At 65.9% G+C, this 11,270-nt stretch carries 12 protein-coding genes; 8 read left to right on the forward strand and 4 right to left on the reverse strand.

The window, feature by feature from the left end; translation table 11 throughout:
• Window positions 1-55: 55 nt before the first annotated feature.
• From A5756_RS05800 to A5756_RS05810, 3 genes are all read right to left on the reverse strand, one after another.
• Window positions 56-922, reverse strand: a complete 867-nt coding sequence (locus A5756_RS05800; protein WP_066948728.1) for a hypothetical protein — start codon at window positions 920-922, stop codon at window positions 56-58.
• Between the two features lie 12 nt (window positions 923-934).
• Window positions 935-2,164, reverse strand: coding sequence for an acyl-CoA dehydrogenase family protein (locus A5756_RS05805; protein ID WP_066949124.1), 1,230 nt, complete (start codon window positions 2,162-2,164; stop codon window positions 935-937).
• Window positions 2,165-2,244: 80 nt separating this feature from the next.
• The gene (locus A5756_RS05810; protein WP_066948732.1) at window positions 2,245-2,622 is read right to left on the reverse strand and encodes a DUF1801 domain-containing protein; all 378 of its coding nucleotides are present in this window, start codon (window positions 2,620-2,622) and stop codon (window positions 2,245-2,247) included.
• An 83-nt stretch (window positions 2,623-2,705) separates the two neighbouring features.
• On the opposite strand from A5756_RS05810, the gene A5756_RS05815 reads away from it, so the two are divergent.
• From A5756_RS05815 to A5756_RS05825, 3 genes are all read left to right on the forward strand, one after another.
• Window positions 2,706-3,512 (forward strand): acyl-CoA thioesterase II, encoded by an 807-nt coding sequence (locus tag A5756_RS05815; protein ID WP_066948735.1) that lies wholly within the window; start codon window positions 2,706-2,708, stop codon window positions 3,510-3,512.
• 62 nt (window positions 3,513-3,574) lie between these two features.
• Window positions 3,575-4,108 (forward strand): nuclear transport factor 2 family protein, encoded by a 534-nt coding sequence (locus A5756_RS05820; RefSeq protein ID WP_066948739.1) that lies wholly within the window; start codon window positions 3,575-3,577, stop codon window positions 4,106-4,108.
• A gap of 4 nt (window positions 4,109-4,112) precedes the next feature.
• A complete protein-coding gene (locus A5756_RS05825; RefSeq protein WP_066948743.1) occupies window positions 4,113-5,213 on the forward strand; it encodes an NAD(P)-dependent oxidoreductase in 1,101 nt (366 codons plus the stop codon).
• Between the two features lie 58 nt (window positions 5,214-5,271).
• On the opposite strand, the gene A5756_RS05830 is transcribed toward A5756_RS05825, so the two are convergent.
• Window positions 5,272-6,243, reverse strand: coding sequence for an aldo/keto reductase (locus tag A5756_RS05830; protein WP_066948747.1), 972 nt, complete (start codon window positions 6,241-6,243; stop codon window positions 5,272-5,274).
• Between the two features lie 83 nt (window positions 6,244-6,326).
• On the opposite strand from A5756_RS05830, the gene A5756_RS05835 reads away from it, so the two are divergent.
• The 5 genes from A5756_RS05835 (at window position 6,327) to A5756_RS05855 (ending at window position 11,267) form a co-directional block, all read left to right on the forward strand.
• Window positions 6,327-7,661: an acyltransferase gene (locus A5756_RS05835; protein ID WP_066948750.1), complete on the forward strand. Its 1,335-nt coding sequence runs from the start codon at window positions 6,327-6,329 to the stop codon at window positions 7,659-7,661.
• Window positions 7,662-7,834: 173 nt separating this feature from the next.
• Complete coding sequence (locus A5756_RS05840) at window positions 7,835-8,140, forward strand: hypothetical protein (protein WP_066948754.1); 306 nt, start codon at window positions 7,835-7,837, stop codon at window positions 8,138-8,140.
• Window positions 8,141-8,364: 224 nt separating this feature from the next.
• Window positions 8,365-9,033 (forward strand): TetR/AcrR family transcriptional regulator, encoded by a 669-nt coding sequence (locus A5756_RS05845; protein WP_066948758.1) that lies wholly within the window; start codon window positions 8,365-8,367, stop codon window positions 9,031-9,033.
• A gap of 649 nt (window positions 9,034-9,682) precedes the next feature.
• Window positions 9,683-10,396, forward strand: a complete 714-nt coding sequence (locus A5756_RS05850) for an MlaE family ABC transporter permease (RefSeq protein ID WP_369806105.1) — start codon at window positions 9,683-9,685, stop codon at window positions 10,394-10,396.
• Between the two features lies 1 nt (window position 10,397).
• Window positions 10,398-11,267: an ABC transporter permease gene (locus A5756_RS05855; protein WP_066948763.1), complete on the forward strand. Its 870-nt coding sequence runs from the start codon at window positions 10,398-10,400 to the stop codon at window positions 11,265-11,267.
• The last annotated feature ends 3 nt before the right edge of the window (window positions 11,268-11,270 follow it).

Here is an 11,270-nt window from a genome sequence, read left to right on the forward strand (position 1 = left end):
TCGTGTGAGTCTTTAGCACCATACAGATGTGGGCAGATGTATGACCAGGGTTGAGTCAGCCGACGATGTCGAAGATCGCAGCGGCGGAGGTGACGGCCTTGTCCGCGTTGCCCTCGTCGTGCAGCAGCATGCGCACGCCGACGCGTCCCGGCCCACCCGGGTGCGCGGTGCCCTCGACGCGGAACGGACCCACCTTGCCGCGCGACATGAACATGACGTGCCAGCTGGCCACTTGGAGCTTCCGGGTCCCGGCGACGTCGGCGGCCAGATCGATCGCCGCTGTTTCGAGCACGACGTGTTGCGGTCCGATGTGCAGCGCGGCGTCCGGAGAAGCGAGTTCGGTACTGAGCTCGGGCAGCACCCAGTGGCCGTCGCCACGCCTGCTGGCGCCGAAGGCCTGCCACAGCGGCGGCAGGTCCGGCGAGTCCTCGACCACCAGCTCCGTGCCCGAAACATCCATCCGGTCCAGACCTTCCGGCGGGATGCCGATGATCGCCCCCTGCCCCTCGTTGAAGGCGATCACCCGATCCGGGTTGTCGGCGTCGACGATCTTGCACCGCCCGTAGCCCATGGTGCGGCCCTGGTGCACGACGCCGGAGTCGACGATCTCGACCCGGCTGACGTCATAGCCCGGGTCGACGATCTGCACCGACGCGATGACCGGATTGGGCACCGCGACCATGTCGGTCTGGCAGCCCTCCGGGGAGGAAATGGCCAATGGCGCCACCATGATGCCCCCGGCCTCGTTGCGCATGTCGCGGCGGATGGTGACGGTGTCGTCGATCTCCCCGAGGTCCATCGAGGAGTGTTTGCGGCCGATGTAGCGGTAACTGAGCAGACCGGTCCAGCGCCGGTACAGTTCGTCCCGGTAGGCCTCGGAGTCTCCCGCTAGCTCTCGGATGTCGCGAAGTCGGTCGCTCAATTCCCCGCTCCCTCAGGCTTTTCCGTGTCGCACCTGGTTGAACGGCACGCCGCGGTCGGCGGCGTACTCGCGGGGGAAGCTCAGCACCCGCTCGCCGATCACGTTGCGCGCCATCTCCGTGGTCCCGCCGCCGATGCTGGCGATCTGACGGCCCAGGTAGCGGGTGCCGATGTCGAGCAACCCCGCCTCGTCGTCGACCACGGCCGCCGGCCCGGCGACGGCCAACGCGGTGTCGTTTTCGACGTCGTGCACCTCGGCCATGGACAACCGGATGATCGATCCCGCGGCGGGCGGCAGGGATCCCTTGGCCACCGCGTGGAAGACGTGCTCGCTGAGTTGTCCGTGCACGGCCCGATGGACCAGGGCCCTACCCACCAGCTCGCGGACTCGTTCGCCGCCGGCCCGGTTCGTCTTTTCGACCAGGGACAGCAGGTCAACCGAAATGTCTTGAGCCTCAGCGATTCCCGGTCCGCTGGTGTACTCCGACCCGTCACCCATGGTTCGACGCTCGTGGTAGAGCTGGCGCGACGCGACGTCCCATCCCTTCCCCGGCTCCCCCACCACGGCGTCGTCACCGAGGTCGACGTCGTCGAAGAACTCCTCGCAGAATTCGACCGAGCCGTTCACCTGCTTGATGCGGTTGATAGTGACACCGGGATGCCGGAGCGGTACCAGGAACATCGTCAGTCCTTCGTGCTTCGGCACGCTCCAGTCGGTCCGGGCCAGGCACAAACCGTAGTCGGCGGCGAACGCCCACGTGCTCCACGTCTTGGCGCCGTTGAGGATCCACCGCCCGCCCCGGCGTTCGGCGCGGGTGAGGACGCCCGCAAGGTCCGATCCCCCGCTGGGTTCCGACAGCAGCTGCACCAGCACTTCGTCGCCGCGCAGCGCGGCCGCGATGTGTGTGCGCTTCTGCTCCTCGCTGCCCATGTCGAGGATCGTCGCGCAGCAGATGGCGAAGGACGGAACGTTGAGCATGAGCGGCGTCTCGTAGGCCAGGGCCTCCGCGTCGAACGCCTTCTTGTACTCGTAGCCCAGGCCGAGGCCGCCGTACTCGCGCGGGAAGCAGATGCCGGCGAATCCGCCGTCGTACAGCTTCTTCTGCAGTTCGCGGGCGCGCTGCCAAGAGGACAGCTCGTCGCGCTGCAGGACCATCGCGTCGCCGGAATCCAGCCGCGGGAGGGTGTCGGCCAGCCACACCCTGGCCCGGCTCCGGAAGTCTTCGACCGACTCGGGCGTCACCGGATGGCCTCCCATTCGAGCGTCGACTTTGTGCTGGGCGACTGTACAGCACCGCTCCCGCGGCTGTACAGGTTGGCGCCCTACGCCCGGTTCAGCTCCACCGCGGAGCGGATCAGCGCCTTCAATGCCTCTTCGTCGACCTTGTCGCCCTCGTGGAAGTCGATCGCGCGCCTGGTGTTGCCATCGAGACTGGAGTTGAACAGACCCGACGGATCCTTCAGCGAGGCGCCCTTGGCGAAGGTCATCTTCACGACGTTCTTGTAGGTCTCGCCCGTACAGATCATTCCGTCGTGATACCAGACCGGAACACCGCGCCACTTCCAGTCCTCGACCACATTCGGGTCGGCGTCCTTGATGAGTTCCCTGATGCGGGCCAGCATCTCGCCGCGCCAATCCCCTAACTCCTTGATCCTGGCGTCGATCAGCTCAGCGGGAGATTTGTCCTGGGAGTTGCCCATCCTGGCTCACCTTTCCGATGTTGTCTCTCGACCGCCCCGTGTCCGACGCCGGGGTCGAAGACCCGTAGTCTGCAGTACTCAGCATGACCGATACACATCCCTTCGACGACGCCATCCGGCTGGAGACCGTCGACGCCCACACCAGGCGCGGCCGGACCCATCCGGAATGGGCCAACATGGTGGGACCCTTCGGTGGAATCACGGCCGCGGTCATGCTGCGCGCCGTCGAATCGCACCCCGACCGGATCGGCGAGCCGCTGGCGTTGACGGTCAACTACGCCGCGCCCATCGCCGACGGCGACTTCGACATCTCGCTGCGGGCGGCACGCACCAACCGCACCAACCAGCACTGGATCGTCGAACTCAGTCAGGACGGAGACGTCAAGACCACGGCGACGGCGCTGTTCGCCGTCCGCCGCGACGGTTGGGCCGATACCGAAAGCCGCCCACCAAACGCGCCGACCCCCGAGCAGCTGCCCGCTACCGATCCGGGCCTCGTTCGCTGGACCAGCCTCTACGACATGCGCTTCGCCGAAGGCCCCATGCCGGGCAAAGACGGGCAGCCGAGCCCCTCGTCGACGACCACCTTGTGGGTGCGCGACGCCGCGCGACGCCCGGTCGACTACACCGTGCTGGCCGCGCTGTCGGACACCTTCTACCCGCGGGTGTTCCTGCGACGCGGCGGCTTCGTCCCCTCGGGAACCATCTCGTTGACGGCGTACTTCCACGCCGATCAGGACGAACTCGACGGGGTGGGCAACGACTTCGTCCTGTGCACCGCGCACGCCAATCGCTTCACCCGCGGCTACTTCGACCAGAGCGCACAGGTGTGGACGCGAGATGGCGCCCTGCTGGTCACCACCCATCAGGTCGTCTACTTCAAAGGCTGAGAGGTTTACACTTCGCCAGTGAAACGTCACGCCGGGACGCTGAGGGACAGGATCAAGCCGCAATGACAGAGCGCGCGGAGGGCGTGGTGGCCGACGCCGACACCGCCATGCTGCTGGCCGTCGAATCCATCAAGCAGCTCAAGGCCCGCTATTGCCGGAACCTCGACAGCAAGGACTGGGCGGCTTGGCGCACCGTCTTCACCGATGACTTCGTCAGTGACACGGCGGAGGCCGGCGGCAAGGTGATCGAGGGCGCGGACGATTTCGTGGCGTTCACGCGCAAGGCGCTTGGGCGGCCGACCCAGGCTACCGCGCACCAGGTGCATGCTCCCGAAATCGCGCTCACCTCGGCGACGACCGCGCGCGGGGTGTGGGCCCTGCAAGACGTCGTCCGGTTCGGACCCGGGGTCACATTGGTGGGCTACGGGCATTACCACGAGACCTACGAAAAGATCGGCGGACAATGGTTCATCAAGAGCTCCAAGCTAACTCGGCTGCGAGAGGATATCGTCACTCCCGTGTTTTCTCTTTATGTCTCCGACCGAATCCGCCGGGCGGTCGGCCGGGTCGCCAACCGACTGATCGGACAGTGGTAAGGCCATGACTGCCTCCACCGTTCTGGTCACCGGAGCCTTCGGACAGGTCGGCAAGCGTTGCACGCAGATCCTGCTCGACCGGGGACGCACCGTCGTCGCGATGGACCTGCGCAACGACAACACCGTCGCCGTCGAAAAAGAACTGGTCGTCGGCCGCCACCCCGGGACGCTGATTCCGGCCTATACCGACCTTCTGGACGCCGAGGCGGTGCGTGATCTCGTCGCGAGCCATCGGCCCGAAGCCGTCGTTCACCTCGCCGCGATCGTGTCCCCGCTCTCCTATCGCAGACCGGCGCTGGCCCGCAAGGTGAACGTGGGCGGTACCGAGAACCTGTTGGCGGCGTGCTCCGCACTCCCCCGCCCGCCCCTGTTCCTGATGGCGTCCAGCGCCGCGGTGTATGGATCGCGCAACCCCTACCGCCAGCCGGAGCGGATCACCCCGGACACCCCGGTGAACCCGATCGATCAATACGGTCAGGACAAAGTGCTCGCCGAGGCGGCAATCCGCGCCAGCGGCCTGCCGTACGCGCTCTTCCGGTTGGGCGGGGTCATCTCGCCGGACACGCACACGACGGTCAACGGCGACTCCCTGCTCCTGATGCGGTCGATGCCGGGCGACAACCGCATGCACGCAGTGGACGCCCGCGACGTCGCGCTTGCTTTCGCCAACGGTGTCGATCGGGAAGCCACCATCGCGGGCAAGGTGATACTGATCGGCGGCAACGAGTCGTACGTGCTCACGCAACGCGAGCTCGAGGACGGCCTGATGGAAGCCGTCGGGCTGGGTGGCCTCGGCCCGTCGGCCAGCCTGCCCGGCGATCCCGCCGACGACCGCGGCTGGAGCTTCACCGGCTGGTACGACACCACCGAAGCGCAGGCGCTGCTCGACTTTCAGGAACACGACTGGTCCGAGACCCTGGGGTGGATCGCCGGGACGCAGGGCCGCACCCGAACCATGGTGCGACTGCTGAGCCCGATCTTGCGCCCGGTCTTGCGTACAGTCCTGATGGTGCAGCGCCGGCTCGAGGGACGCGGCCCCTACGCCGACCCGTGGGCGCTGATCGAAAAGCATTACGGCGCTGCGGCTCTGGCCAGCGCGGACTAGCTATTCCGTTACGATCGAAAGCCCTTGCGCCGCAGCATGACTTCCACCTCGGCGCCCATCAGCGGTCGATCCATCCCATCTGCGCTTCGGCGTGATGACCACCCCGGGGTGGGGTGAGTCGGTCGAGCCGGGACAGCTGGTCGGGCGTCAGTTCGACGGCGTCGGCACCGACGTTTTCCTCGAGTCGCGTGACGCGCTTCGTTCCCGGAATCGGCACGATGTCGGAGCCTTTCGCCAACAACCAGGCCAGCGCGACCTGAGCGGGAGTGGCACCGACGTCGGCGCTGATGCTCCGCAGTTCATCCGCGCTTCTCAAGTTGTGCTGGAAGTTCTCGTCGAAGAAGCGCGGGTTGGTCTTGCGGTAGTCGCTGTCGGGCAACCCCTCGGTGGAGCGAATGGCACCGGTGAGGAAGCCGCGGCCCAACGGTGAGTAGGCGACGAACCCGATCCCCAGTTCGCGCAGCAGCGGCAATATCGCCTCTTCTTGGTCGCGCGTCCAAAGCGAATATTCGGATTGCACGGCGGCGATGGGATGCACGGCGTGGGCGCGCCGGATCGTGTTCACACCCACCTCCGAGAGGCCCACGTGCCGGACCTTCCCCGCAGCGACAAGCTCCGCCAGGGCACCGACCGTGTCTTCGATCGGGGTCTCGCGGTCGAGGCGGTGCTGATAGTAGAGGTCGATGTGATCGGTGCCCAGCCTTCGCAGCGAACCGTCCACCGCGATGCGGATGTTGGCCGGGCTACTGTCCGGGCCGCTGCGTCCCGTGTGGGAAATGAGGCCGAACTTGGTGGCCAGCACCACCTGATCACGCCGGCCCTGCAGGGCACGCGCGAGCAGTTCTTCGTTGACGTAGGGGCCGTACACCTCGGCGGTGTCGATCAGCGTGACGCCCAGGTCGATGGCGCGATGAACGGTGCGGATCGACTCGGCGTCGTCGCTGCCGGCGCCCGCGTAGGCCACGGACATGCCCATCGCGCCCAGGCCCAGGCGGCCGACCTCCAGGTTGGCGAGCCGAGCTTGCTTCATGGAGTCATTGTGCGCGCAGCGACTTCACGCCACGGGGCGGGTACCGTTGCGCGAGTGCACCGCATCGATCTTGCCGCGATCCGATGGACGACGTAGAAACCGCGAAACCGGCCCGCAATCTGGCGGTGGACTTCTACCGCGCGTCGGGTGTGGTTCTCATCGTGCTGGGCCACTGGCTTGCCGGTTCGGTGACCTACCACGACGGGCAATTCGGTCGCGAGAACCCGCTGCTCGACATGCCGTGGACGCAGTGGCTGACTTGGATCTTCCAGGCGGTCCCGGTGTTCTTCTTCGTCGCCGGTTACGCAGGCGCGGTGTCATGGTCGCACCGCCGCGAGGCCGACAGCTTCTCGCGCCAGGACTGGATTCGGCATCGACTGGCGCGGGTGTTGGGACCCACGACCGTGTATGTCGCGCTGGTTTCGCTGGTCGTGGTGGCTCTGCAGGTTCGGCGTGTGGCGGGCACGGTGATGGAATACGCGGGTTGGGCCGTCGCCATGCACTTGTGGTTTCTCGCCGTTTACGTCCTGGTGGTGTCACTGACACCGATTGCCGTTGCCGCACATAGGCGTTGGGGGCTCAAGGCACCGGCGGCGCTGGCCGCGGGCGTCGTGCTGGTCGATGCCGTCTCACTGGCGGGCCACGTCCCCTATGTCGGCTCGCTGAACTACCTGCTGTGCTGGGGCCTGCTCTACCAGCTTGGGATCGCTTGGCACGGTGGGCTGTTGGCCGGCCGCAGACCGGTACTGCTAGCCGTCGGTTCGGCCGTCGTTCTGGCGCTGCTGATCCGGGTGGGACCGTATCCGGTCAGCATGATCGGCGTTCCGGGCGAGGCAATCGAGAACACGTCACCCCCGACGGTGGCGATGATGGCGTTCGCCTGCACGCAAGCGGGGCTGGCCATGGCGCTCGCGGCAATTATCGACCGGGTCCTGCATCACCGCCCGGTTCGGCGCGTGCTGTCCACCGCCAATGCGAACGTGATGGCCCTCTACCTGTGGCACATGATTCCGGTCGTCGTCGTCGCGATCGTCGCTTATCCGGCCGGCTTGATCCCGCAACCGCATGAGGGTTCGGTGGCGTGGTGGCTGGTCCGGCTGGAGTGGATCACGATCCTGAGCGTCGTGACAGCGATCGAGCTGCTGTTGCTTTGGTGGCAGCGGCGGTTCTTCGCGGTTCCGCTGCCCACTTTCGGTCTCCCGCTCGGCGATCGTTGGGCCGAGGCGATCATGCTGACCGGCGCCCTCCTGGCCGCCGTTGGATTGCACCTGTTGGCGCAGGGCGGCTTCGCACCGGACGGGCATTTCTCGTGGCCGACCGCTGCCATCTTCGCCGCCGGGGTGGTGCTGGTGGCGGTGCGCCCCAGAACCCCGTCCCGCGTTTCCGGCCGGAGCTCGCAGGGACGCCCGAGCGCTTAGCGGTGGGCCGGCAGCACGATCTCTTCGGGTAATCGACTTACGACCTCTGGACAGGGGCCGTAGTGCCCTGGTCGGGGTGGTTATTCGGGGAGAAACGTTTCCCGCAAGGCTCGGATTACGTGAGCAGTTGAGCCTAGGCTAGTAGGAGACACCCTCGCTAAGGGAGTACACAAATGTCACACGCCACGCTCCACACCAGCCAGGTCCCTCAGCAGCGCGCACAGGATGCCGAGCTATTGAGGGATTCCGGAGTGCACAAGCTGGTCGTCGCGGACCGCGACGGCAATTGCTTGGCATTCCTATTGGCCTGGGACAGCTTCGACTACGACGCTGAGACGGACACCTACGTATGTGTCGTCGACAGCGACGGCAGAGAGCTGATGACTGTGTACACCGCGGGTGAGATCAAACCGACAGCCAAGGCCAACACGTATGTCGTAACCGCGCCGGAGAGATTTGGTGGTCCCAGGGCGCTGTAGACGCCGGCGAGGGAACGGCCTGCTCGTAGCAAAGCTATGACACGCCGTCCTTCATAGCGTGTTGAAGGATTCATCGAGCTGACCGCCCGGGGCGCCATTCGTCATGGCGGGTTCGGGCTCTGCCCAAGAATGTCCGGGGCCGGTGGCGGAGCCTCAGGGGATCTTGACATCGCGGCGCTTATGATAGACCGTTCGTACGGTTAGTTTGAGCCGAAGGATGGACGATGCCTCGACCTGGTAGGCGTGGCGAGATCTTCGACGCGTTTGTCCGCTATGTCGCCGAACGCGGCTACGACAGAACGAATATGGGCGACATCGCCGACGAGCTTGGCATGTCGAAGGGCACCATCGTTCATCACTTCGGAACCAAAGCGCAGATGTTGCGGGAGCTCGAAGAAACCCACCTCGCCCGCCAACTCGATGCGCTACAGATGGCCTGGGCCCGACTTGCCGCACCGCACGAACGCGTCGCCGCAATCATTTACACCTCCGCACTGCTCCAAGTCGTCGCCCGCGACGCGACGGTGGCAAGCCAGCGTGAGGTGGTTCAGCTGTCCGATGACCCGGCGATGCAGCAGGTCCGCAAGTTGCGCCATCAGCTGCAATCCCTTGCGATTGACGAAATCCGCAGCGGCATAGACAGCGGCGTGTTCCGAAGTGTCGACGTCGAACTCGCGGCACTGCAGCTGTGGGGATCGCTGCAGTGGATGTGGGTGTGGTTCGATCCCGCCGCTTCCCGGACACCCGAACAAGTCGGGGCGGCATTCGTCGATGTGTTCCTCGGCGGACTATTACTCGACCGCCTGGGACTCAGCAAGTGGGCGAACCCGTCCGCGGACATCGTCTCGGTGGTGCGCGAATGCCTAGCCGCCGTCACGGGTCCGGCAGCCTGACGCGTAGCGCCGGATAGCCCTGCGCCGGGCGGACATTGGTGCAGCACTTGCCATTTTGATGCGCCCGGCCATCTGGGCGCCGGCGATGCCGAGACGCACAAACGCCATCACTGTACGAGCGGTCGGTTTCCTACGCCCGGGGCTTTTCTTGCCCGCGGCGGCAGGAACGCGCGGCGGTCAGGCGAAAACGGTCAAAACCCCTGGTAATGACCAAGATAATTTGAGTGGTCTGCGATCCCGTGACAATTGCCCTCCCCGTGCAGCTCACCCAGGCGCCTCAGGTTATTGACTGACCGTACGGTCTAATGCCATAGTGATGCGTGGCGCAAACTAGGGCGGCATGGAGCCGAAGGGTGGGGTGTGAGAGTGCCGATTCCTCGTCTATCCCGTTTCATTCGAAACGCCGCGCACTCAAAGGCCTTTCGCTGAACAGCCGCTCTACGAACCGGCGTGCTGATCGCGATCACGGACAGCGCCGCGGTCCCCGGCTAACGACTGGGCGCCGGCCAGTCGAAGAAGCATCGGAGGTGTCGCGGCTCGTCGCATGGCCACGTCAGGGGCGGCGCGGATGACCACCTCGCACTCGGTTGCCAGCAAAGTAGGCAGCAGGATTCGCCCGGGCACCGAAGTGGCGGGCGGGTTCTTCCGCATGTGCGTGTTGACCGGAAAAGCCCTGCGGCAGCCGTTCGAGTGGCGCGAGTTCATCTGGAATGGCTGGTTTCTCATGCGGGTATCCCTGCTGCCCACCATCGCGGTGTCCATCCCGGAAACCGTGCTCCTCATCTTCACACTCAACCTCCTGCTGGCCGAGATCGGCGCCGCCGACGTCTCCGGTGCCGGTGCCGCGATCGGCGCGGTCACCCAGCTCGGCCCGATCGTGACGGTGCTGGTCGTCGCCGGCGCGGGCGGCACCGCCATCTGCGCCGACCTCGGCGCGCGCACCATCCGCGAGGAGATCGATGCGCTCGAGGTGCTCGGCATCGACCCGATCCACCGGCTGGTGGTCCCCCGGGTCGTCGCTTCCACAATCGTCGCGGTGCTGCTCAACGGCCTCGTGGTCGCCGTTGGTCTGGGGGGCGGCTATCTCTTCAGCGTCTACCTGCAGAACGTCTCGAGCGGTGCCTACCTCTCCACGTTGACGGCGCTTACCGGTCTGCCCGAGGTGGTGATCGCGTTTGTCAAGGCGGCGACGTTCGGGCTGATCGCCGGCCTGGTCGGCTGTTATCGGGGGCTGATCGTGCGCGGTGGGTCCAAAGGTTTGGGGACTGCCGTCAACGAGACGGTGGTGCTGTGCTTCATCGCGCTTTTCGCGGTCAACGCAGCGCTGACCACCATCGGCGTCCGGTTCGGGACAGGCCGCTGAGATGTCCACAATTGCAGCTCTACGCGTCCGCTTCCCGCGCACATCGGCGTTGGTCATTCGGTACGGGGACGTCCCGTCTCGGCCACTGGTCGAGATCGGGCAGATGGTCTGGTTCGCACTGACCGCCGTCGGGCAGATCCCCTTCGCGATGCACCGCTACCGCAGAGAGTTGCTGCGAATGGTTGCCCAGATGGGGATGGGCACCGGCGCGATGGCCGTGGTCGGTGGCACCGCGGCCATCGTCGGCTTCATCACCCTGTCCGCGGGCTCGCTGGTCGCCATCCAGGGCTACGCGACGCTGGGTAACATCGGTGTCGAGGCGTTCACCGGATTCTTGGCCGCGCTGGTCAATGTGCGGTTTGTCGCACCGGTAGCCGCCGGTCAGGCACTGGCCGCCACCGTCGGCGCCGGCGCCACCGCCGAACTGGGCGCTATGCGCATCAGTGAGGAGATCGACGCGCTCGAAGTGATGAGCATCCGGTCGGTCGCCTACCTGGCCTCCACCCGGGTGGTGGCCGGCCTGATCGTCATCATCCCGCTCTACGGGTTGGCGATGACCATGGCTTTCCTGTCCCAGCAGGTCACCACGGTTCTGCTCTACGGGCAGTCGATCGGCACGTACAACCACTACTTCCACACATTCCTGCGCCTCAACGACGTTGGCTGGTCGTTTGCGGAGGTGATCCTGGTTGCGGTGGTCGTGATGACGACCCACTGCTACTACGGCTACACCGCCACCGGCGGGCCGGTCGGCGTCGGTGAAGCGGTCGGTCGGTCGATGCGGCTGTCGTTGATCACGATCGTTGTGGTCGTCGTGCTCACCGCGATGGCGGTCTACGGCAAAACCCCGAACTTCAACCTCACCGTGTAGCCG

It is taken from the genome of Mycobacterium sp. 852002-53434_SCH5985345, from assembly GCF_001667155.1.
Lineage (GTDB): Bacteria > Actinomycetota > Actinomycetes > Mycobacteriales > Mycobacteriaceae > Mycobacterium.

What these genes read in the sequence shown, in the direction of transcription:
- A5756_RS05850 (WP_369806105.1), top strand. Translation starts at nt 9,683, where the DNA reads ATGTGCGTGTTGACCGGAAAAGCCCTGCGGCAGCCGTTCGAGTGGCGC.
- A5756_RS05855 (WP_066948763.1), top strand. Translation starts at nt 10,398, where the DNA reads ATGTCCACAATTGCAGCTCTACGCGTCCGCTTCCCGCGCACATCGGCG.
- A5756_RS05845 (WP_066948758.1), top strand. Translation starts at nt 8,365, where the DNA reads ATGCCTCGACCTGGTAGGCGTGGCGAGATCTTCGACGCGTTTGTCCGC.
- A5756_RS05810 (WP_066948732.1), bottom strand. Translation starts at nt 2,622, where the DNA reads ATGGGCAACTCCCAGGACAAATCTCCCGCTGAGCTGATCGACGCCAGG.
- A5756_RS05830 (WP_066948747.1), bottom strand. Translation starts at nt 6,243, where the DNA reads ATGAAGCAAGCTCGGCTCGCCAACCTGGAGGTCGGCCGCCTGGGCCTG.
- A5756_RS05835 (WP_066948750.1), top strand. Translation starts at nt 6,327, where the DNA reads ATGGACGACGTAGAAACCGCGAAACCGGCCCGCAATCTGGCGGTGGAC.
- A5756_RS05815 (WP_066948735.1), top strand. Translation starts at nt 2,706, where the DNA reads ATGACCGATACACATCCCTTCGACGACGCCATCCGGCTGGAGACCGTC.
- A5756_RS05825 (WP_066948743.1), top strand. Translation starts at nt 4,113, where the DNA reads ATGACTGCCTCCACCGTTCTGGTCACCGGAGCCTTCGGACAGGTCGGC.
- A5756_RS05820 (WP_066948739.1), top strand. Translation starts at nt 3,575, where the DNA reads ATGACAGAGCGCGCGGAGGGCGTGGTGGCCGACGCCGACACCGCCATG.
- A5756_RS05840 (WP_066948754.1), top strand. Translation starts at nt 7,835, where the DNA reads ATGTCACACGCCACGCTCCACACCAGCCAGGTCCCTCAGCAGCGCGCA.